The organism is Sphaerisporangium melleum (genome assembly GCF_014646695.1).
GTDB classification, from domain to species: domain Bacteria; phylum Actinomycetota; class Actinomycetes; order Streptosporangiales; family Streptosporangiaceae; genus Sphaerisporangium; species Sphaerisporangium melleum.
Genome location: NZ_BMNT01000030.1, coordinates 65,206 through 86,117, shown reverse-complemented (window position 1 = coordinate 86,117; position 20,912 = coordinate 65,206). Strand labels below are relative to the sequence as shown.

The following is a 20,912-nucleotide window of genomic DNA, read 5'->3' as shown; positions in this document are numbered from 1 at the left end:
CAGATCTCCCCAGGTCATGGCCATGATCACCGCTTTGGACGTTCCGCCACCCTGCTTCGGGGAGCCGGACCGCGAAGCCTCAAGCGCACCGGACGGCCGCACGCCCTCGGCAAAGGCGTGCTGGACGCGCCGAACTTCGCGGAACGGCCTCGGCAGGCGCGGGAACCGCGTGCAGCACGAGCGGGCCCGTGTCGGCTCACCCCGTGTGCCGCACAGGCCGGCTCGGCCTGTGGTCTCCGCGGGCTGGCCGGAAGGGTGTTGGAGCAGGCCGATGACGGACCCGCCGAGTCGAAGCGGGGCGGCGTCGCCGGTTCCGGTCCAAGGGCGGACGTTGCGGCCGGCGGTGTCACAGACCTTCTGACCGTCCTGTCCTAACCGGTGAACGCAAGCCGGTTCGGCACCGAGATAGGGAGGCGAACCATGCATGCATCTGACATGTCGCCGAGATCGGGTTCCTCGGCCTTTGATGAGACCGGGGGCGGCGGCCGGCACGAGGAGCGTCGCACCATGACCAGCGGCGATGCTGTGATGCCGCCCTGGTCAGGCGAAGGATCGGGTTCGGCCGGCCTGCGCGGCCTGCCGCGTCCGGTGGCGGTGGTGATCGGGGGCGGCGGGGTGTTCGGGGCCGCGCAGGTCGGCGTCGGGTACGCGCTGCAGCGGTGCGGGTTCGTTCCTGATCTGATCGTCGGGACCTCGGTGGGTGCGCTCAACGGGGCGACGGCGGCGGCTCATCCGGGCGAGGCCGCGCCGTGGCTGGCCCGGGTGTGGACCCACGCGCGGCGCCGGGAGGTGTTCCCGCTCGGCTACCTGCCGGCGCGGGACAGCGTCTTCGCGGATCGCGGTCTGCGCAGGCTGATCGCCCATGCCGGGCTGCCGTCGCTGATCGAGCAGCTGAGGGTGCCCTTCACCGCGGTGGCCATGGATCTGGCCACTGGCGAGGAGGTGTTGCTCGACCACGGAGACCTCGCGTCTGCTCTGCTGGCCAGTACGGCCATTCCGGGGATCCTGCCCCCGGTGGACCGGGAGGGCCGGACGCTCATCGACGGCGGAGTGGTGGCGTTCGTCCCGGTACGGGCTGCTCTGCGGGCCGGGGCGGCCAGCCTGGTGGTGGTGTCCACCGGGCCGGAGAGCCGGACACCGCCCCCGGTCACCCCACCTTGGCGAGCCGCCGCGGTCGCCGCACGGGCGGGGCTGCTGCTGTTGCGCCATCAGATCGAGCGCGACCTGTGCGAGGTGTCCCGGCAGGTTCCCACCGTCGTGGTGCCGAACGGCGTCGAGGCCTGGCCGGCCCCGTGGGACTTCGGCCATGCGCAGCGGCTGATCGACACCGCCGCGTCCGAGGCGGGCCACTTCCTGGACGGGCTGCGGGTCAGTGGGCCCGGCCTGTACCGGGCGGACGGCCCTCTCGAATCAGCGCAGCAGGTCGCCGACCTCGCCGATGAAGCCGATGAGAAGGGGCGGCTGCTGAGCCAGGGTGCGCTGGAACAGGGGCCGCGGGTGAGTGCGGAGCAGTCGATGGGAGTGGGTGGCCGGTGAGTGGGATCGCGTTTCTCAACGTCGGGCTGCACGGGCATGTGAATCCGACGTTGCCGGTCGTCGCCGAGCTCGTACGCCGGGGGCACGCCGTCACATATCACACCTCGCCCGCGTTCGCGCGGGAGATCGCGGCCACCGGGGCGAACGTGCGGCTGTATCCCGGAGGTGACCGGCCGCTGCCCGATCCGCCGCTGCCGGTGACGATGCTGGACGGGCTCATGCGCGCCGCCGTCGGCCTGCTGCCCGCCGTACTCTCCGATCTGGGCGAGGTCCGGCCCGATCTGATCGTCCATGGCTCGGCCTGCCCGTGGGGCGCGGTCGCCGCCCGCGAGCTGCGGGTGCCGGCGGCGGCGTTGTTCACCACGTTCGCGTTCGACCGGCAGCTGCCCAGCCCTACGCGTGCGTCGTGGAAGCTGCTGGCCTCGGCGGCGGCCAGGCCGCGCGTCGTCCGGAGCTTCCTGCGGTCGCGGCGGGCGTTGCGCCGCCGCTACGACACCGGCGGGTTGCCGGCGCTCGATCTGGCGAACGTCCGGCAGCCGCTGAATCTGGTGTTCACCTCGTCCGCGTTCCAGCCGGGCGCAGGCGCGTTCGACAGGCCGTACCGGTTCGTCGGTCCGAGCATCGGGGCCCGGCCGCCTGATCCGTCGTTCCCGGCCGATCGGCTGCGGGACCCGGTGCTGTACGCGTCGCTCGGCACGGTGTTCAGCGCCGATCCGGGGCTGCTGCGCGCGTTCGCGATCGCGCTGGCGCCGTTGGGCGGCACCGTGGTCGTCTCCACCGGGGAGGTCGATCCGGCTGCGCTGAACGGGCTGCCGGGCAATGTGATCACCCGCCGCTTCGTGCCGCAGCCGGAGGTGCTGGCCCGGGCCGCGCTGTTCGTCACGCATGGCGGGATGAACAGCGTGAACGAGGCCATGTACGCCGGGGTGCCGATGCTGGTGGTCCCGCAGGGCGCGGATCAGCCGGTGGTGGCCCAGCGGGTCGTCGAGCTCGGCGCGGGTCTGTCGATCGCTACCCGGGACGCCGACGCGGGAACGCTGAACGTTCTCGCGCGCCGGCTGCTGGAAGAGCCGCGGTTCCGGACCGCGGCGGCCGCCCTGCGGGTCGCCCAGCGCGAGGCCGGGGGCTACCTGCGGGCCGCCGACGAGATCGAGGAGTACCTGCGGCGGACGCGCCGGGGCAGCCGGCCGGTCTCGGTGGACGCACCACGGGGGCGTTGACCGATGTCGCCTTCCGTCACTTTTCTCCTGCTACTCGCCGGGCTGTCGGAGGCCGCCGGGCGGGTCCTGCCTCTGGTGTCGCGCCGGGCGGGTACGTCGCGGCCCGCCACCGTCCTGTTCCTGCTGGCCGGCGCCGTGCTCGAAGGCACCGTGTTCGCGCTGTGGCCGCCGGCCGCGTCGATCGTCGCCGAACTGGTACGGCCCGCGGACGCCGCCGCGCTGGCCTGGACGCCGGGCCTGGTCGCGCCGCTGCTGCTCGCCGCCGTCCTCGCGTTCCCGCTGCTCGGGCCGCTGCTGCACCTGCTGCTCTTCGTGGGGGTCGGGGCGGGCCTGGCCGCCCCGCTCGCCGCGGGCACCGGGCTGGGCTGGTGGGCCGCCGCGGGCTGCGTGGCCGTCGCCGGCGTCGGGCTCGGCGCCGCGGTCGAGGCGGTCCGGCGCCTGGTCGTGACGCTCAGCGCCACAGAGGGCGGTACGCGGGAGGCGCTGACGTGACCGAGTTCCCGCTTCTGGTCCTGCTGCTCGGTCCGGTGCTGCTGGCCGAGGCGCTGCTCGCCCGCCACGAGGTGATGTCGTACACGGCCGGCTGGCGGACCCCCACCAACGAACTCCCGCGCGGCATGCCGTACGCGCGGGGCGCGGACCCCGACCGGCCACCGGCCGCGTACCTCGTCTATCTGGACGGCATCGGCAAACGCCGCTTCCACGACACCCGGGACGGCGGGCAGCTCGTCAAGGCGGTGATCGCCGGGGCGCCGGAGCTGCGGGTGCTGGGGCAGGTGCAGCCGTACTCGCCACTGGCCGACCCGCTGTCCGACCGGCCGCTGTGGGCGTGGCTGCGCCGCCACGCCGGACTGTCGCTGTTCCTGCACAACGTCATGCAGATCTTCGTGGCCGCCGACCACCGCTACCGTCCGCTGTACAACCGGGCCGTGGGGGCCCAGATCGCCGGGCAGTTGCGGCTGGCCGGTTACCGGCCCGGCAGCGGCATCCCCGTGGTGCTGCTCAGCTACAGCGGCGGCGCCCAGGCCGCCACCGGCGCGGTCGGCGAGCTGTACGCCCGGCTGCGCGCCCCGCTTCTGCTGATCACGCTCGGCGGGTTCCACAACGGCGCCAACGATCTCCGCCACGCGCACCACCTGCATCGGCTCACCAGTGACGGCGACTGGATCGAGCGGTCCAGTGTCTGGATCTTCCCGCAGCGCTGGCGGCTGCTGCGCCGCAGTCCGTGGAACCAGGCCGAGCGGGCCGGGAAGATCACCGTGCACCGGCTCGACCCGGCCACCCACCTCGGGCGGCGCAGCTACATCAGTCCGGACGCGTGGCTGCCCGACGGCCGCAGCCACCTCGGTCACACCGCGGACACCGTGATCGCCCTCGTCCGTACCTACTGCGGCGCGCTGGAGGACGGGGCACCCAGGCCCCCCGCGCAGGGCCGGCGGGCATCACGACCACTTCGCGACCGAGTGCGTACGCGGGCCGGCGTGGGCAGGTGGGTACGAGGAGTCCGAGAACCAGAGGAAGGCCGGGGGAAATGAAGATCGCTGTTATGGGTGGGACCGGTCTCATCGGGGCCCGGGTGGTGGACATCCTGAACGCGGAGGGGCACGAGGCGGTGCCGCATGCGAGGTCCACGGGGATGGACCTGCTCAGCGGGAAGGGCCTGGCGGAGGCGCTGGCCGGCGCCGAGGTCGTGGTCAATCTGACCAAGCCGGAGACCTTCGGCGACGACTCGCCGGCCTTCTTCCAGGCGACCATGGAAAACCTGCTGGAGGCCACCGGGACGGCCGGTGTCGGGCATGTGGTCATCCTGTCCATCGTGGGCGTCGACCTGGTGCCCGATCTGGTCTACTACCGGGCGAAGGTGCTGGAAGAAGACATCCTGAAGGCCGGCCCGGTGCCGTACTCGATCGTGCGTGCCACGCAGTTCTTCGAGTTCATCGACACGGTGATGTCCTGGAACGCCGACGAGCACACCGTCCGCCTGCCCGGCACGCTCATGCAGCCCATCGCCGCGGACGACGTCGCCCGGGTCGTGGCCGACGTCAGCGTGGGCGCCCCGCTGTACGGCACCCGGGACATCGCCGGCCCGGAGGTCATCCCGCTCGATGAGCTGGGCCGGATCATCCTCGCCGCCCGCGGCGACCGCCGCACCGTCGTCACCGACGACAGCGCCGGCATGTACGCCGCCGCCCAGGGCGACACCCTCCTCGCCAAGGACGGCGCGGTGATCGCCACCACCACCTACCGGGAGTGGCTCGCACGCTGACCCTGCCGCACCCCGGCATCTCGGGCATGGCCGCCACTGGCCTGACGGCGTTCGCATGCGCGCTACTCGCGCACCGTTTCCGATAGAGATCAGACCCGCCAGGATGGGCGGCATGCATGATTGGATGCTGGATTTCGCGGAGTATGTCCGAGAGCTGTTACCCGAGGAGCTCGCCGAGCCGTTCATCGCCCTGGCGCGTCCGGCCATCCGGCTGTCAACCGCCGAGGTGGGCCAAACCATTGTCGGCCGGCTGGGCGGGCTGCCCCGGCTGCCCGAGGGGATGCCGTGGCCGCGCACCGGCAATTCCCCGATGGAGTTTCTCGCCGAATTGGACTGCGCGGCGCTCGCGGCGTACGAGTCGGACATCGACCTGCCCCCCGAGGGGGCACTGTTGTTCTTCGCCGCCTGGGACAGCACGGCCGCGCGGGTGATCCTGCTGCCTACCGGCACCAGACGTGTACCCGAGCGGGAGGTGCCCGTCGGCGAGGAGACGCGGCTTTACCCCGAGACCCGGCTCGCCGCCGAGACCGTGGCCACCTGGCCGACGCGTGGCCATGACGTCCTGGTGAAACTGGGCGACGATTTCTGGGATCGCCTCGTGGGAGAGGAACCGTGGGAGGTGTTCGGCGACCTGCTCTCCGATTTCGAAGACGCGGAGGGTGGCCGTGCGCACCAGGTCGGCGGTTACTCCGACGCTCTGCACACACCGATCGAAGCCACGGCCGCGTACGCGGCCGGGCCGGCTCCGGAGGATCCCGGCTTCGCGACGGAGGCCTCACAGTGGGTCAACCTTCTCCAACTCGACGAGGACAACGGGATGATCTTCGGAGACGGAGGCATCCTGATCGGCATTCGCCGGGATCGACTTGCCGCCCGCGACTTCAGCCAGGTCCTTCCCGATGTCCAAGGGCACTGACGGCCACTGCCCGCCGGCCGCCGGTAGGGCCTCTCCAGCAGGCTACGGGCGACGTCCACTCAGTCGATGGCGGTCTGCGAACCGAGGTGGAAGACCGGTTCGTGGTGCGGTGGATCCGCGTTACGGCCGTAGCCGCCTCGATCACACCGCGGACACCGTGATCGCGCTGATCCGTGCTTACTGCGGCGCGACCGCCGCCGTGCCCGAGGACGCGGGGCCCAGGCCGCCCGAGGCTCGGCACTGAGGACGGAGCGGCCGGACGACGGGCCGGTGGCGGTGGCGGTGGTAGGTGGCTACCGGCATCAGCGGGCGAGGTCGGTGGCGAGGAGGGATTCGAGGGGGGCGAGGTCGCCGGTGCGGGCGGCGGCGAGGAACGTGCGTACGAGGCGCCGGTGCGCGGTGGTGTTCACGGGATGGGGCCGGTCGGTGGCCAGGTGGTGGCGGGCGCGGCGCAGGAGTTGCCGCGCGTGGTCCTCGCCGACGTGCAAGACCTCGGCGATCCGGCGGTAGGGGTAGTCGAAGGCCATCCGCAGCACGTACACCGCCCGTTCGGCGGGGGTCAGCCGTTCCAGCAGCAGCCGGATCGCGGACTCGACCGCGTCGTGACGTTCGGCGGCCGTCTCGGGGCCGATGGCGCGGTCCGGCGTCTCGGGCAGGACGGGACCGGCGGAGGTCTCGCGGCGTTTGCGGGCGGACTGGGCGACGTTGAGGGCGAGCCTGGTGGTGGTCAGCGCGAGGAACGCGGGTGGGCTGTTGACGACCGAGCGGTCGGTGCCGGCCCAACGCAGCCAGGTCTCCTGTACGACGTCTTCGGCCTCGCCGACGTCCCGCAGGACGCGCATGCCGATCGCGAAGAGGCGGGGCGCGGCGCTGACGAACGCCGCCGCGGCGCCGTCGCCCCGTCCGGCCGACCGGTCCCCCGGCTGCTCTGCGGGGTCGGCAAGGGATTCCAGCAGGTCGATGGTCACGATCTCGGCTCCGTTCGCACCGGCATCCGAGTGATGCCACTGCGATCACGCTCGCCTGCCGGGGCCCTCTATCGCGTCCCGGGGACACCCTGGTCCATACCCTGGCGCCGGTGCCGCGGGCCTACTGGGGCCCTGGTGGAGGTACGGGGGCCGGAGCGGGACTCGCCTCGCGCGGGGGGGTTCCACCGGGTTCGACGGTGATCGGACGGTCCCCCGGATCTGTGACAGCCGGCCCTGAGGTCTTCCGACGAGCCGGGCCGGATCGCTCTGGCCGCCCGCGGCGACCGCCGCACCGTCGTCACCGACGACAGCGCCGGAATGTACGCCGCCGCCCATGGCGACGCGCTCCTCGCCAAAACCGAGTCGCGGGTTCTGGGGGGTGCCTTGCTGATCCCTGTCACGGATGCGGGGGGCCGGCTGGTCTGAGTAGGTGAGTCGATCGTGCGGCAGGCGCGTCGCCGCGCACGGCATCGACGTCCGGAACCTACCTCTGAACACCGGAAAGGCTCACTCATGAGCGAGCAGCCCGCCATCGTCCTGGTCCACGGCGCCTTCGCCGAATCGGCCAGTTGGAACCGCGTCATCCAGCGCCTGAGCGGCGACGGCGGCACCGTCGTCGCCGCGGCCAACCCGCTACGCGATGTCGAGGGCGACGCCGCGTACGTGCGGGACGTGATCGCCGGCCTGAACCGCCCTGTCGTGCTGGTCGGCCACTCCTACGGCGGCATGGTGATCAGCCAGGCCGCGGCCGGCAATGCGGCCGTACGCGCCCTGGTGTACGTCGCCGGGTTCGCCCCGGAATCCGGCGAGGGCGCGTCCCTGCTGGCCGGCAAGTTCGAGGGCAGCACACTGGGCGCGGCGCTGGAGCCCTACCCGCTCGCCTCCGGCGGCAACGAGTTCCGCATCGCCACCGACCGGTTCCACCAGCAGTTCTGCGCCGACCTGGACGCCGGCGAGGCCGCGCTGATGGCGGCGACGCAGCGGCCGGTGACCGAGCGGGCGCTGACCGGCGTCCTGACGGTGGACGAGCCGGCCTGGCGGACCACCCCGTCCTGGTTCGTGTACGGCGAACGCGACCTCAACATCCCGGCCGCGGCGCTGCGGTTCATGGCCGAACGCGCCGGCTCCCGCGGCACCTTCGAGGTCCCCGGCGCCTCGCACGCGGTCGCCGCCTCGCGGCCCGACGCCGTGACCGCCGTCATCCGCGACGCCGTCGGCCACGTGCAGGTGTGAGATTCCGCGCCCCGCGATCCTGGGCGGGCCGGAGCTCGTGCGAATCTCAGAGGGATGGCCGGGGTCCGGGTGCGGGGCCCGGGCCTGTCGGCCTCGCGGGGCGGAGCGGCGGGGGCGGATCGAGTTCGGCGAGCGCGGACCTCAGTTCGGCGCGGCCTCTGATGCCGAGCTTCATGAACACCTTGCGCAGGTGGTACTCGGCGGTGCGCGCGCTGATGAACAGCCTCGCGCCGATGTCCCGGTTGGTGAGCCCTTCGCGGGCGAGGCGGGCCACGTTGAGCTCCTGGCCGGTGAGGTGCGCCGCCGATCCGTGCGCGGGCACGCGCAGGGTCTCGCCGCTGGCGCTCAGCCCGCGTGCGGCGCGCTCGGCGAACGCGGTCAGCCCGCACCCCGACAGCAGTTCGTACGCGGTGCGGAGCCGTTCGCGCGCTTCGGCGTGCCGGTGCCGGCGGGTCAGCTCCTCCCCGTACAGCAGGCTGCAGCGCCCCACCATGATCGGGATGCGCTCCAGCTCGAAGTGCCCGATCGCCTCCTTGTACAGGGCCTCGGCCTCGCCGGCTTCGCGCAGCTGTGCCTCGGCCATCGCCAGCACGCCGGACGCGTAGCCGGTCCCGGCCGGCCGGGTGACGCTCGCCAGTCGCTCGAACGCCTCCTCGGCGAGCTCTCGCTCGCCGGTCCGCACGGCCGCCTCCACGAGTTCGAGCAGCGTACGCATCGCGTGGCTCAGCTCGTGCGTGTACGGCAGCTCGCGCCGGCTGGCGGCCATCGCCTCGGCGAAGCGCCCCAGCCCGTTGTACAGGATGGCTTCGGCGAAGTTGACCGCGCTCAGCCCGTAGCCCTCGCCGCGCGCGTACGCGTCGGCGCGGATCTGCTCCGCCCAGCGCTCCGCCTCGGCGGCCTGCCCGCGGTAGGCCGCCAGGAAGAGCCGCCCGTACTGTGGGAGCGGGTGGCCGGTGACGTCCTTGATGGCGTCGATCTCGTCGCAGGACGCCTCGGCCGCGTCCAGGTCACCGTCGACCGTCTGGGCCAGCATGAGCAGGCTCAGGGCGATCGGCAGTACCGTGACCACGCCTTCGGCGCGGGCGAGTTCGACCTGCCGGTCGGCGAGCGCACGCAGTGCCCGGACGTCCCACAGGTCCTGGGCGGCGCGGGAGGCGAACCACATCCAGTGCAGTTCCAGCGCGTCCGGGACCTGGTCGAGGAAGGCCCGCTGCGCGCGGCGCAGGGTCGCGATCGCGGCCTGTTGTCCTTTGGCGGCGAGCAGTGCCTGGCCGCGCAGGATCAGGTCCCTGGCGCGGTCGGACTCCTCGGCGGCGTCGGTCGCGGCGAGGATGGCGTTCGCCACGGTGGCCACCTGTTCGGGGTCGCCGAGCCGGCCGCCGTAGATGGCGGCGGCGAGCGCCTCGATGTAGGTGTCGCGGGCGAGCACCGGGTCGAGCCCTTCCAGGCCCTGCGCCGCGGCGAGGAGCAGCTGCGCCCCGCTGCCGTCGCGCCGCAGCGCGTACCCGGCGCGGGCGCGCAGCCGGGCGATGAGCGCCTCCTGTAACGCGGTGAGCGGCAGGTCGCGTGCGGTGTCGAGCAACCGCAGGGCCGCCGCGGGGGCGCCGGCGTCGTGCTTGGCCTCGGCGGCGGCGATCAGCCGTTGCCCGCGGCGGACCGGCTCGGGGGTCAGCTCGGCCGCCCGCTCCAGGAATGCGGCGGCGGCCGCCGCGCCACCCCGGGTGCGCGCGCGTACCGCGGACCGCTCCAGGTCGGCGGCGACGTCCTCGTCCGGGAGCAGCGTCGCGCTGGCCCGGTGCCAGGCTCGGCGATCGGGGTCCTGGCCGGCGCTGGTGACGTCGGCCAGTGCGGCGTGGACCCGCCGCCGGTCCTCGGGCGAGGCCGATCGGTACACCGCCGAGCGCACGAGCGGATGGCGGAACCCGACGCGGGTGCCGATGACGAGCGCGTCGGCGTGCGTGGCGGCGTCGAAGTCCGCCGGGCCGAGGCCCAGTGCCACGCTCGCCCGCCACAGCAGCCCGGGATCGCCGGTCGGGTCCGCCGCCGCCAGCAGCAGCAACAGGCGTGCCGAGCCGGGCAGCGGGTCGAGTTGCGCGATCAGGCTCTGCTCGATGCGGCTCTCCAGCGGCATCGAACCGGTGAGGGCGAACCCGCCGGCGATCTCGGCCGGGCTCAGCGCCCGGGGCAGCTCCCGCAGTGCGAGGGGGTTGCCGCGCGCCTCCGCGATGAGCTGGTCGCGTACCCGCCGGTCGAGGCCGCCGGGGACGGCGAGGCGCAGCAGTTCGCGGGCGTCGTCGTGGCCCAGTCCTTCGACGACCAGCTGCGGGAGCCCGGCGAACGCCTCGCCGACCGTGCGCATGGCGAGCACGAGGGCGATCCCCTCGGCGTCCAGCCGCCGGGCGGCGAACGCGACGGCGCGGGCCGACGCCTCGTCCAGCCACTGCGCGTCGTCCACGAGGCAGAGCAGCGCCCGGCCGCCCGCGGCCTCGGTGAGCAGCCCGAGCAGGGCGAGCCCGACGAGGAACGGGCTGGGCGCCGAGCCCTGGCGCAGGCCGAACGCGGCCTCGATCGCCTCGCGTTGCGGGGCGGGCAGCCGTCCGGCGGAGCCCATCATGTGCCCGCACAGCTGGTGCAGGCCGGCGTAGGCCAGCTCCATCTCGGACTCCGACGCGACGATGCGCTCAACCCGGACGCCCGCCACGGCGCGGGACGCCATCTGGTCCAGGAGTACGGTCTTGCCGACGCCGGCCTCGCCGGAGACGACCAGCGCGCCGCTGTGCCCGGCGCGGGCCCGGCCCATCAATCCGTCCAGCTCCGCGAGCTCGCGATGCCGCCCCCGCAGCCGCCCGATCTCAGGCACGGTGTCACCTTCGCTGGGATTTACCGATACAGAGGGTCTTTGGCGGTTGAATCCTATCCGAGAGCTCGGCGGGAACTCGGGCGGCGACGGCTTCGCCGGCCTGCGCTCGTCCCGGCACGAGGCCCTGAGACAGGATGACGTTCCGGGAACGCCGAAGGCGGGAACCGCGACCGGTTCCCGCCTTCCTCGATGTTCAGCGCGCGGTGGTGAACAGGAACGCGCAGTCCTGTACGGCCTCCACGCGGTGCCGGCGTTCGGGCATGACCAGCAGATCACCGGGCAGCCCGTCCCAGGACTCGGGCCCGGCGATCAGCCGCACCCGCCCGTGCAGCACGTGCAGCGTGACCTCGCCTGGGTGCTCGTGCTCGTGGATGTGCTCGCCCTGCCGCAACGCCATCACGGTCTGCCGCAGCGAACGGTCGTGCCCGCCGTGGACGGTGCTGGCGGCGCGTCCGCTCCCGGTCGCATGGACGCGGGTGAGCAGTTCGCCGGCGAGCGCGGTCAGTGCGACCTTGGTCATGACCGCGGCGCGCGCCGGTCGCGACGGGCTTCCAGTTCCTCCGGCTCGACCACGGTGAGCATCGGCTGGCCGGGGGCGCAGAACATCGTCACCACGAACGCCGACTCCTCGTCGGCGAGGTGGTTGCCGTCCTGGTAGTGGATCACGTCCCCGCCGGGCTCCCAGAACGTCTCCCCCGCCCGGACGACCCGTACGGGGTCGCCTTCGAGCTCGAAGTTGATCGCCCCCTTGATCACGTACCCGTACGCGGGCCCGGAGTGCCGGTGCGGCGGCGCGCCGGGACTCTTCGGCGGCAGCGTGACCAGGATCGTCATCGCCTCGGCCCCCTCCGGCGGGGGCGGCGCATCGGCCACACTGCCGATCACCTCGATCTTCGGCGGCGGCCCGCTCTTGTCGGGGTTCTCCAGATGGTGGCCGTGATCGGTGCTCATGGAGCGTCCTTCGCGTGACGGTGGCCGGGTCGGTCCGGCCGTGTACCAGCTCAGACCGCTCAGCACCCTGATGCGTGACACCCTGGGCGAAGAAAGCGCCGGAAACCCCCGCATCCCCGCACCGTAGAGGCCGTGACCCGCCGGTCAGGCGCGGACGAGGATGCCCGCTCTCAGCAGCCGGCGGACGAGCGACACCTGGTACGCGGGCGCAAGCCCCGGCAGGTCGGCGACCGCGGTGCCGTCGCCGGACAGCAGGGCTCTGATCGCCTTCAGCGTCACCAGGGGGCAGCGCAGCTCGCGGTCGTCCACGCGGAGGGCAACGCCGGTCTCGTCCACGCGGAGCCGGGCGACGAGCCCGGGAGATCGGCGCACCCGGGTGGTGCCCTCGACCTCGTGGACGTCCAGGATGGACAGCAGCCTTCCCTCGCTGCCGTTGCGGTGGTCCTCGGCCCAGAATCTCTCCCGGGCGGCGGCGACGAGCCCGTGGTGGAAGCCGCGGGGCAGCGCCTCGCCCGGTCCGTCGAGGTCGACCGGCGTCCCGGTGAAGCCGAGGGGAAGCACCCGGCGCAGCGCCACGTCCTCGTGGGCGCGGGAACGCAGGGCCTGCACCATCGCGTCCTCCCAGGTCACGGCCTCGATGCCGAGGGTCACGTGCAGGCTCGGCTCCGCCAGGCAGCTCACCGTGTGGATGTGGCCGCGCGGCAGGTAGAGGCACTGCCCCGCCCGGATCTCCTGGTCGAGGATGATCCGGGAGGGTACGAGCCGCTCTGGAGTGTTGTGCTGGCTTCTGACCGGCAGGGTCACCACCGGCTCCTCGACCCGCCAGTGCTTGGCTCCCGCCATCTGGAGTACGAGGACGTCGTGGGTGTCGTAGTGGCGCAGGTGGCCGTTCTGACCCGGCGGGGTGAGGTAGGCGTCGGCCACCACCTTGTGACCCAGCACGGCGCTGAGCCGCCGGCACATGTCCTTCAGCGGCGGCCACCAGCGGTGCAGGCCGTGCAGGACAAGGGTGGCTCCGCCGTCGAACTGGTCGAGCACCTTTGTGGGGTCGGCCAGCGGGCCGGTTCCGCCCGGGTAGTGGACGATCGCCTCCGCCGGCGCGGCGACGCTGCTGCGCACCACGTGCAGCGAGGCCACCGGGATCGGGTACTGGGTGAGGATCCGGTCGAACGCCTCAAGACTCAGCAGGTCGGAGAAATCCTCGCCGTCGTGCAGCAGGAGGTCCTGTTCCCAATGCGTGCGCAGGAACTTCTCCACGTCGCCCACGCAGCGGGCGAGGTCGGCGCGCCCGGCGGTGAGCGCCTCCTCCAGGCCGAACCATTCCCAGCCGTCCTGTCGCGGGTCGGTCTTCACGGGTGCCTCCGGTCAGCGGTGTTCACAAAGTCGGCGCAGCGGTTGTCGGTGGTGGTGGTGAGCCGGGGGTACGGGATCAGCCCTGTGGGCACCAGGTCGTCCGCGACGTCGGAGTCGGGGGGCGGTGGGTCCACCGGCCGCTGGATCACCGGATGTCGCCGCCCGTGGCCGCGCAGGAACGCGTCCTCGATGTGTCGCGGAAGCATGGTCGTGTCAGTGGTCATCGGTGGTCCTCAGGTGAGCAGGAGCGCGCTGTCCCAGGCTGTGGCCTGGCGTCCGGTCGCGTGGCCGAGCAGCGCCAGCGCGGAGCCGGCCGCGCCTTCGAGGAAACCCGCGCGGGGGATCGTCTCCCCGCCGGGCAGGCGCAGGCCGTAGCCGAAGGCGCTGTTCGGCCGGAAGAGGCCGGCGAGCCGGCCGGCCACCGGGGCGGTGGCCTGGACGAGCGCCGGGTCGCCGGTGTCGCGTGCCATCAGCCGGATGATCTGGAGCAGGCCGGCGTATCCATGGCAGACGCCGCCGTCCCCCGTCATCCGGGGGTCGGTCACCGGTCTGGTGACGGCGGCCCGGACGGCCTCCAGTGCCGTGCGCTCCCATTCGGGACGGCCGAAGGCCCGCGCGGCCAGTTGCAGGGCCCTGGCGATGCCGGGAGCGCCATAGCACCAGCTCGGGCGCACCGGCCGGGACGGCTCGGCGGCGCCCGCCACCTGCTCCTCGAAGGTCACGAGCGCGGGCCAGTGCGGCCCGTAGGCGTCGGTCCGAACCCAGGACAGCAGCCATTCGGCGATGCGGTGGGCGGCCTCGCCGGCGCCCGGCACGTTCACCCCGTGCTGGTGTGCCAGGGCGAGTAGGGCGAGCGGCCCGGCGATGCCGTGCGCCATGCCCAGGTTGAGGTGGCCCCGGGCGGGGTGCAGGCGGGTGTCCTGGGTCGCGCCGTCCGGTGACCACCAGCCGGGGACCTCGTGCCCGTCAACGGTCACGGGACGCGAGAGCCGGACCACGTACTCGGCCACGGCCACGGCCGCGGGACGGCAGGCCGCCGGCCGGGACAGCAGATAGCGTCCGAGGCCGGTCAGCCCGGAGATCACGTCGTACACCGCGAGCCGGACGCCCGGTATGCCCGCGTCCAGCCGTGCGTTCTCCTGCTGGAGGAGGCCGGAGGTACGCGCGGCGATGATCTCGTCCAGGTTCGCGAGCAGTTTCGCGTACTCGCCGGGGCGTCGGGCCGCCGCGGCGGCGGCGAAGGCGAGGGCGGGGATCCCCCGGTAGATGCCGTCGGGGGCGGCAGCGGCGGCCGCCGCGTGCGGAGCCCCGGCGCTCAGGTAGGCGTGGGCGATCTCGCCTGCCCGAGGGTCGGTGTGCCCGAGCTCGGCGAACAGCAGGACGATCCCCGGGTAGCCCTCGTCGAGCGACAGGTGGTGCCAGGCCTCGCGCGGCGGCCCGGCGGCGAGCAGCGACACGAGTTCGGGTGCGGTCACCGTGCGGTGGACGACCCCGGGAACCGCCAGCCGCCCGGCCACGTCCCGCACGATCGCCAGGTTCTCGTCCCGCGTCCGGCTTTCACCGGGGGTCATGTGCTCGTCGCGGGTCCGGCTTTCCTCGCGCGTCGCGTACTGGTCCCGGGTCCGGTGACCGTCCCGAGTCACGTTCTCGTCGCGGGTACGAGCGTCCTCCAACGTCACGGACGCGGCCTGGGTCCGGGTTCCGCTGTGGGCCACCTTCCTGTCGCGCGCCCCGGTCTCCTCGTGGGTCACGTTCCCACCCCACGTCTGGGTTCCGCTGCGGACCACGTCGTCGCGCGTCCCGGTCTCGTCGGAGGGCCTGTTGTCGTCGCTGGTCGGGTGGTCGGCGTGGGACACGTTGTCGTCGCGCATCGGGTTGTCGTCGTTCATCGCAGTGCTCGTAGGCGGGAGTGGTAGGCCTCGGCGGCGCCCCTGGCGATGGCGAGGCTGATCCGTTCCCCGGCGCGGTCGATGCCGGCGAGGCGGTTGTGGTGCATGTGCAGGAGGCTTGCCAGGACGTCGTCGGGCGTGCTTTCGGCTTCGCTGCCGCCGAGCTCCTCGGCGTACCGCCGCAGGGCCTCCGCCCGGGCGTGCCATGCGGTGGCGAGGGCGTCGCCGACGGGAAGCGCGGACAGGAGATCCTCGGGGCCGTGGGCCGTGACCAATCTGGTGAGCGCGTCGCGTTCGCGGCGCGTCCGGTCGTGGAACTCACCCCTCGGGTACAGGCCGAGCAGCGGCTCGGCTCCCTCGCCCTTGGGGTGGAAGGCCCGCACGATGTCGAGGTAGTTGAGCGCCGCGAGCGACCTGCGGTCGAGGGTCAGCCGGCCCGCGTTGCGGGCGCGCAGTTGCGCGATGACCACCGAACTGTCGGCGCAGAACACGGCCTCGGCGGCCGCCATCGCCTCCGTCCCGCCGTATCGCTCCAGTTCCGGGTCGTAGGTGTCGATCGCGAGGCCGCGCGCGAGCCGCGCTTCGCGTAGTTCGTTCAGCCAGGCGGCGAGGACGGGCAGCAGCTCGCCTGACTGGACGCCCGGTGCGCATCGGAAGCGGAGCCGCAGGTGGGGTTCGGGGTCGCGGTACCGGATGAAGAACCAGCGGGTGACGTTCCCCTCCAGGCCGGCCAGCAGCGCGGGGATCCGCTCTCCGAGGATGTGGTCGTGGTCGCGTTCGGCGCCGTAGACCTTGGCGTACAGCCACTGCCCGCCCGGCAGGTGGTCGCCGGTGCCCGGCCGCCGGACCGCGAACCCGGCCGCCCGCTTGTGACGGGTGGGCGAGGTCAGGGCGAAGACCACCTCGTTGACGTGCGCGCCGCCTGGCCCGATGAGCCAACCGGACGGAGAGACACCGTCTCCGGTACGCCGACCGGAGGGGAGCGTGCCGTCGTCGGGGACCTCGCGCAGGATTGAGTCGGGGCGTTTGATGATCTCCTCGCGGAGTAGCAGGGTGTGCGCGGGCGAGCTCAGGTCGAGCTCGATCTCCCTGCCGCCCGACGACAGGCGGACCGCGTCCGGCACCGCCCAGTCGTCGCGCCACTGGTCGAAGCCGCGGCGCCAGTCCTTCTCCGGGGCCCGGGCGTCGGGGAGGGAGGCGGCGTCGAGCGACCAGCGCGCCTCGGCGAGCACCGTGCGGCCGTGGCGGACGCGCGGGGTGAAGGGGAGGGAGGACAGGGCTCCCCAGTCCCACGCCGTCCACGGTCCCGTACCGCTCCAGGCGATCTCCTGGATGAACCGGGCCAGGTTGGGCGCCTGGGTACGGGAGTTGGCCATGAAGAAGCAGATCGGCGCGATCTCGCGCCCCTTGCTGATCGAGGCGAGGTACAGCCGCGTCTCGTCGGCGCCGACGGCGAGGTCGTCGATGCCGATGGTGCGCGGATCGGCGGGGTCGGCGAACTCCCCGACGCTGATGCGGTGCCCGAGCCACTGCGGCACCTGGGTGAGGTTCGCCGTGCGGGCGAAGGCGCCCCGGTAGGACAACTGGGCCGCGAGCGCGCCGGGCGGCAGCCGGCCGGGGTCGGTGGCGGCCACGGCCAGGACGGCGGTCTCCTCTCCGAGCAGCCGGGCGAACCGGCCGGCGGTCGCCCCGGCCTGGCCGGAGCCGGTGTCGGAGGTCAGCCACAGCCGGAAGTTCCCCGCGGCCATCTCGCGCATGGAGCCGGCCACCACCGTCCCGTACAGCTCCAGCGAGGGCAGCGGCTTGGGCGGCCCCGGGCTCAGCGCGGCCACCGTCGCATCGTCCAGGACGATCTCGCGGGCCCGCCGTCGCACGGCGTCCATCACCAGCGCGGCCAGCAGGCGGTCCCGGTCGTTGTCACGGGCCTGCTCCCTGGCCAGGGCCGCCGGTCCGGCGCCGGGCGGCACCTGGTACCCGGCGGGGGTGCCCAGGCCGACCGCGGGGTCGAGTAGATCCTTGATCGGCACCAGCCGTCCGGCGCCGTAGCGTTCGAGGAAGTCCAGGTGGTACCGCCGCAGGTACTCGGGCGCGTCGGGGCCGGTCGCCATGCGCGTCAGCGCGCTCGCGGCGCGTTCGGCCTCCTCGGCGACGCATTGCGGCAGGGTGACGTGCGCGTCCATGGCGAGGTCGACCTGGACCACCTGGTCGCGCGGCGCCAGGCTCCGCATCGTGGCGGTCAGTGCGTTCCACTTCGGCAGTCCCGCCCCCGGTTCGGCGGCCGCGTAGGCACGCAGGTCCCGGTGGATCGCGGCCAGGACGTCCCGCTCGGGGAGGTCCTCGGCGTGCCGGAGTCGTTCGAGGACGTGGGCGAGGGGGTCGGGTGTGTCCGCCGGCGGGCGCAGGCTGGTCAGCAGGATCTCCTTGGCCACCAGTTGGCCGATCAGCCGGGGCACCGCCCCCGGCGCGGCGTGCGGGAACAGCCGTTCCAGCGCCGCGGTGAGCCGGTCGCCGGGGATGCGCACGGCGGCCATCCGCAACGCCGCCTTCACCACCGGCGTGTGCCGTACCGACACCTCGGCCGCCATCGGCGCGGTGTGGTCGGTGCCGTCGGCGAACGGCGGGAGGGGCAGGACGATCCGGTCCCCGCGTCGTACGCACAGGTCGTTGGCCACGATGTCGAGGTGCCGCCACACCTCGGGGAGGCACTCCCAGCGGTTGACCAGGCTGAGCAGCCATCCCATGTCGGGGCGGGCACTCTTGCGGTGCCGTGTGCCGAGCCACGCCGTGGCGTCATCGCCGAACCGGGCCGGTGCGACGCCGGCCATCAGCCCGAACGGCGTCGGTCTGGTCGCCATCCTGAGCAGGTAGCGGGTCACGGCGTTGACGAGGTCGCCCAGCCGGTTCGGCGGGATCTCGCGTCCGGCGAGCGCCTCGTCGACCTGTTCGGCCAGTGCTCTGCTGGACACCGCTATCGCCTCGCGCACGACCGGGTCGGCGACCAGATCGGCGAGCCGCCGCCGCATCGCGGCCGCGTCATCGGTCATGTCATCGGCGTTGATGCCGGGCCGGGTCCGCCTGATGTGGTCTCGCGGCAGCACGGGCAGCCGGATGAGAGCGGTGTCGAGGCAGGTGTACAGGGACCGAGCCGAGTGGCTGGGCATGGTTTGTGTTCCTCCGGAGCCGACCGGTGGACGCCGCGCAGCCGGCGTCCACCGGTCTTCACCCTCTAACGGCGCCCTGACGGGCGCCTGTCCTGCGGATTACTTACAGCAGCCGGACTCGACGCACCGCTCGAAGATGGAGCCGGGGCCGCCGGTCGTGCGCAGCCCGACCCAGGACGACTCGACTTCGACGCTGTCGATCTGGAGGTCGAGGTCGAAGAGGTCCTCGGAGTCCAGTACGGCGCCCGTGGTTGCGTTGGGCATGTTTACTCCTTCCATTACTTGCTCGTGCCACCTGTCGCGGCACTTACGGGGGGAAGTTCTAACAGCTCTCGCCGATCACGGAATAGGTAAAAATACCCATCAAGACCCTTGTGGGTCATAAATCCACAGGTAGATGGCGTTTTCCGAGTTCCGCCTGGCCAAACGGACGTCCACGAAGGCGACGGCGCGGATGAATCGGTGACTATGCTGCGCCTGGCTCGCATGCCCTGACATCTCCTTCACTTCTGTGAATTCACCCGAATGCGAGCGACACCGGCCGGATCAGCGCGTGGGAGGCAACGGACGTGGCCCGAGAGGCGAAGACCGAGACCGCAGGCGGTCTCATCGGCGTCGACGACGTCGAGACGCCCTACTGGTCCGCCATCGACCAGCAGGTGTCCTCGGCCGGGGTCGGCCGGATCGCGCGGACGGCGCCACGGATGGTCGCCCTGATGACCCGGCGCGCCTGGCGGGCCGCCCCCGGACTGACCCTCGCCACCGGCCTGGTCCAGCTCGGCGTGGGCATCGCGACCACACTCGGGTTGCTGGCCACCGCGAACGTGTTCGTCGAACTGCTGGAGCGAGGGCCGACCCCGGACCGCCTGCTCGCCGCGCTCCCCGCGCTCGGCTGGGTCGTCGCCTCCTACGCGGTCCGGGGCCTGCTGGACGCGGCGAACGGCGCGGCGCAGGCGGCCCTGGCGCCGCGCGTGGAGCGGGCCGTCGAGGACGACCTGTACACGGCGGTCATGGGCGTCGACCTGCCGGCGTTCGACGACGCGGACTTCACCGAACTGGTGCGCAACGCCAGCGCCACGTCACTGCAGTCCCTGCGGCACACCACCGCCGCGATCGGCGACCTGGTGGCCTCGCTGGTGTCGGTGGCCGCCGCCACCGTCGGCGCCGGGCTGCTGCACCCACTGCTGGCTCCGGTGGTCCTGCTGACCGCCGTACCCCAGGGATGGGCGAGCATCCAGTCGGCCAGACTGGCCTATGACGCCTTCAACAGGATGACCTCCCAGCTACGCCGCCGCGCCGTCACCGCCGGGTTGATCACCTCGCGCTCCGACGCCGCCGAGATCCGCGCCTTCACCGCGCAAGATCTGCTGCTGGCCGAACATCGGCGCATCTCGCTGCGCTTGATGCACGAGACGCTCGACGTCGAGCACAAGAAGAACCTGGTGCGCCTGGCCGGCCGGACGCTGGCCGGGGTGGGGACCGCGGTGGCCTACCTCGTGCTCGGCGCTCTGATCTACACCGGCGCGCTGCCCCTCGCCCTCGCCGGTGCGGCCGTCCTCGCCATGCGCACCGCCACCGGCGCGGTCGGCACCATCGTGCGCACCGGCAACCAGCTCTACGAGTCGAGCCTCTACCACGACATCTATCAGAACTGCCTGGACGACGCCCGCCGCAGGACCCGCCGTCGCGCGCTCGGGGCGGGACCGGCCCTGCCCGCCGCGGGCCCGAGCGTGATCGAGCTGACCGGGGTGTCGTTCACCTACCCCGGCCAGCCGGAGCCCGCCCTCGCCCAGGTCTCCCTCACCCTCCGCTCGGGGCAACTGGTGGCGGTAATCGGGGAGAACGGCTCGGGCAAGTCGACCCTGGCCAAGCTGCTCACCGGCCTCTACCTGCCCGGCGCGGGCACGGTGACCTGGGACGGAGTCGACATCACCGCCGTCGACCCGGTCGAGCTGCACAGCCGGATCGCGGTCGTGATGCAGTCGCCGACCCAATGGCCGATGACGGCGGCGAACAACATCCGCATCGGCCGCCTCGACCGGCCCGACCCGGGCGACGCCTCGCTGATGGAGGCCGCCACCCGCTCCGGCGCGCATGACGTCATCACCGCTCTGGCCGATGGTTACGACACCATGCTGTCGCGGCACTTCCAGACGGGCCGGGACCTGTCCGGCGGCCAGTGGCAACGCATCTCCGTCGCCCGGGCCCTGTACCGCGACGCTCCCCTGGTGATCGCCGACGAGCCGACCGCGGCCCTGGACGCCCGCGCCGAGCACGCGGTCTTCACCGCGCTACGCGACCTGCACACCACCGGCCACGACCACGGGAAGATCACGGTGCTGATCACCCACCGGCTCGCCAACGTCCGCCACGCGGACCTCATCGTGGTACTCGACCACGGGCGAATCGCCGCCACCGGCACCCACGACCAGCTCATCACCCAGCAGGGCAAATACGCCGAACTGTTCCACCTCCAGGCCGACGCCTACTCCACCGACCACCCGGCCGGCACTCAGAGCAATGACGACCACGAGACCCGCGTCCCGGCCGGATAGAACG

The 20,912-nt window shown here is 72.8% G+C and carries 17 protein-coding genes; 8 read left to right on the top strand and 9 right to left on the bottom strand.

What is annotated here, in order from left to right:
* Nucleotides 1-507: 507 nt before the first annotated feature.
* The 6 genes from IEY93_RS25255 (at nucleotide 508) to IEY93_RS25230 (ending at nucleotide 5,938) form a co-directional block, all read left to right on the top strand.
* A complete protein-coding gene (locus tag IEY93_RS25255; RefSeq protein ID WP_203968100.1) occupies nucleotides 508-1,536 on the top strand; it encodes a patatin-like phospholipase family protein in 1,029 nt (342 codons plus the stop codon).
* Nucleotides 1,533-2,756 carry a macrolide family glycosyltransferase gene (locus tag IEY93_RS25250; protein ID WP_189165596.1) on the top strand — a complete coding sequence of 408 codons (1,224 nt, stop codon included), beginning with the start codon at nucleotides 1,533-1,535 and terminating at the stop codon, nucleotides 2,754-2,756. Before IEY93_RS25255 ends, IEY93_RS25250 begins: the two co-directional genes overlap by 4 nt.
* A gap of 3 nt (nucleotides 2,757-2,759) precedes the next feature.
* On the top strand, nucleotides 2,760-3,248 hold the full coding sequence (locus IEY93_RS25245) for a hypothetical protein (RefSeq protein ID WP_189165595.1): 489 nt from the start codon (nucleotides 2,760-2,762) through the stop codon (nucleotides 3,246-3,248).
* Nucleotides 3,245-4,291 (top strand): hypothetical protein, encoded by a 1,047-nt coding sequence (locus tag IEY93_RS25240; RefSeq protein WP_203968103.1) that lies wholly within the window; start codon nucleotides 3,245-3,247, stop codon nucleotides 4,289-4,291. Before IEY93_RS25245 ends, IEY93_RS25240 begins: the two co-directional genes overlap by 4 nt.
* Nucleotides 4,288-5,022, top strand: coding sequence for an SDR family oxidoreductase (locus IEY93_RS25235; protein WP_189165594.1), 735 nt, complete (start codon nucleotides 4,288-4,290; stop codon nucleotides 5,020-5,022). The genes IEY93_RS25240 and IEY93_RS25235 overlap by 4 nt, the downstream gene beginning before the upstream one ends.
* Before the next feature lie 112 nt (nucleotides 5,023-5,134).
* On the top strand, nucleotides 5,135-5,938 hold the full coding sequence (locus tag IEY93_RS25230; RefSeq protein WP_189165593.1) for a YwqG family protein: 804 nt from the start codon (nucleotides 5,135-5,137) through the stop codon (nucleotides 5,936-5,938).
* A gap of 302 nt (nucleotides 5,939-6,240) precedes the next feature.
* Here IEY93_RS25230 and IEY93_RS25225 read toward each other — a convergent pair whose 3' ends face one another.
* Nucleotides 6,241-6,906 carry a sigma-70 family RNA polymerase sigma factor gene (locus IEY93_RS25225; RefSeq protein ID WP_229691453.1) on the bottom strand — a complete coding sequence of 222 codons (666 nt, stop codon included), beginning with the start codon at nucleotides 6,904-6,906 and terminating at the stop codon, nucleotides 6,241-6,243.
* 513 nt (nucleotides 6,907-7,419) lie between these two features.
* Here IEY93_RS25225 and IEY93_RS25220 point away from each other — a divergent pair.
* Complete coding sequence (locus IEY93_RS25220; RefSeq protein WP_189165592.1) at nucleotides 7,420-8,139, top strand: alpha/beta fold hydrolase; 720 nt, start codon at nucleotides 7,420-7,422, stop codon at nucleotides 8,137-8,139.
* Between the two features lie 46 nt (nucleotides 8,140-8,185).
* Here IEY93_RS25220 and IEY93_RS25215 read toward each other — a convergent pair whose 3' ends face one another.
* The 8 genes from IEY93_RS25215 to IEY93_RS25180 form a co-directional block, all read right to left on the bottom strand.
* Nucleotides 8,186-10,999, bottom strand: coding sequence for an AAA family ATPase (locus tag IEY93_RS25215; protein WP_229691452.1), 2,814 nt, complete (start codon nucleotides 10,997-10,999; stop codon nucleotides 8,186-8,188).
* 193 nt (nucleotides 11,000-11,192) lie between these two features.
* Entirely contained in the window at nucleotides 11,193-11,519 is a 327-nt protein-coding gene (locus IEY93_RS25210) for a cupin domain-containing protein (RefSeq protein WP_189165591.1), read from the bottom strand.
* Nucleotides 11,516-11,950, bottom strand: a complete 435-nt coding sequence (locus tag IEY93_RS25205) for a cupin domain-containing protein (protein WP_189165590.1) — start codon at nucleotides 11,948-11,950, stop codon at nucleotides 11,516-11,518. The genes IEY93_RS25210 and IEY93_RS25205 overlap by 4 nt, the downstream gene beginning before the upstream one ends.
* Before the next feature lie 144 nt (nucleotides 11,951-12,094).
* Nucleotides 12,095-13,303 (bottom strand): cupin domain-containing protein, encoded by a 1,209-nt coding sequence (locus IEY93_RS25200; RefSeq protein ID WP_189165589.1) that lies wholly within the window; start codon nucleotides 13,301-13,303, stop codon nucleotides 12,095-12,097.
* Nucleotides 13,300-13,527, bottom strand: coding sequence for a hypothetical protein (locus IEY93_RS25195; protein WP_189165588.1), 228 nt, complete (start codon nucleotides 13,525-13,527; stop codon nucleotides 13,300-13,302). Before IEY93_RS25195 ends, IEY93_RS25200 begins: the two co-directional genes overlap by 4 nt.
* Before the next feature lie 9 nt (nucleotides 13,528-13,536).
* Nucleotides 13,537-15,192, bottom strand: coding sequence for a lanthionine synthetase C family protein (locus tag IEY93_RS25190; protein WP_189165587.1), 1,656 nt, complete (start codon nucleotides 15,190-15,192; stop codon nucleotides 13,537-13,539).
* Nucleotides 15,189-18,353, bottom strand: coding sequence for a lantibiotic dehydratase (locus tag IEY93_RS25185; protein WP_189165586.1), 3,165 nt, complete (start codon nucleotides 18,351-18,353; stop codon nucleotides 15,189-15,191). Before IEY93_RS25185 ends, IEY93_RS25190 begins: the two co-directional genes overlap by 4 nt.
* Nucleotides 18,354-18,452: 99 nt before the next feature.
* Nucleotides 18,453-18,617, bottom strand: coding sequence for a hypothetical protein (locus IEY93_RS25180; protein ID WP_189165585.1), 165 nt, complete (start codon nucleotides 18,615-18,617; stop codon nucleotides 18,453-18,455).
* A 305-nt stretch (nucleotides 18,618-18,922) separates the two neighbouring features.
* Here IEY93_RS25180 and IEY93_RS25175 point away from each other — a divergent pair, with 305 nt between their 5' ends.
* Nucleotides 18,923-20,908: an ABC transporter ATP-binding protein gene (locus IEY93_RS25175; RefSeq protein WP_189165584.1), complete on the top strand. Its 1,986-nt coding sequence runs from the start codon at nucleotides 18,923-18,925 to the stop codon at nucleotides 20,906-20,908.
* Nucleotides 20,909-20,912: the final 4 nt, after the last annotated feature.

Bases quoted from the DNA above. Each gene is read 5' to 3' on its own strand.
- IEY93_RS25195 (WP_189165588.1), bottom strand. From the start codon at position 13,527: ATGACCACTGACACGACCATGCTTCCGCGACACATCGAGGACGCGTTC.
- IEY93_RS25230 (WP_189165593.1), top strand. From the start codon at position 5,135: ATGCATGATTGGATGCTGGATTTCGCGGAGTATGTCCGAGAGCTGTTA.
- IEY93_RS25220 (WP_189165592.1), top strand. From the start codon at position 7,420: ATGAGCGAGCAGCCCGCCATCGTCCTGGTCCACGGCGCCTTCGCCGAA.
- IEY93_RS25255 (WP_203968100.1), top strand. From the start codon at position 508: ATGACCAGCGGCGATGCTGTGATGCCGCCCTGGTCAGGCGAAGGATCG.
- IEY93_RS25205 (WP_189165590.1), bottom strand. From the start codon at position 11,950: ATGAGCACCGATCACGGCCACCATCTGGAGAACCCCGACAAGAGCGGG.
- IEY93_RS25185 (WP_189165586.1), bottom strand. From the start codon at position 18,353: ATGCCCAGCCACTCGGCTCGGTCCCTGTACACCTGCCTCGACACCGCT.
- IEY93_RS25180 (WP_189165585.1), bottom strand. From the start codon at position 18,617: ATGCCCAACGCAACCACGGGCGCCGTACTGGACTCCGAGGACCTCTTC.
- IEY93_RS25190 (WP_189165587.1), bottom strand. From the start codon at position 15,192: ATGAACGACGACAACCCGATGCGCGACGACAACGTGTCCCACGCCGAC.
- IEY93_RS25210 (WP_189165591.1), bottom strand. From the start codon at position 11,519: ATGACCAAGGTCGCACTGACCGCGCTCGCCGGCGAACTGCTCACCCGC.
- IEY93_RS25245 (WP_189165595.1), top strand. From the start codon at position 2,760: ATGTCGCCTTCCGTCACTTTTCTCCTGCTACTCGCCGGGCTGTCGGAG.
- IEY93_RS25235 (WP_189165594.1), top strand. From the start codon at position 4,288: ATGAAGATCGCTGTTATGGGTGGGACCGGTCTCATCGGGGCCCGGGTG.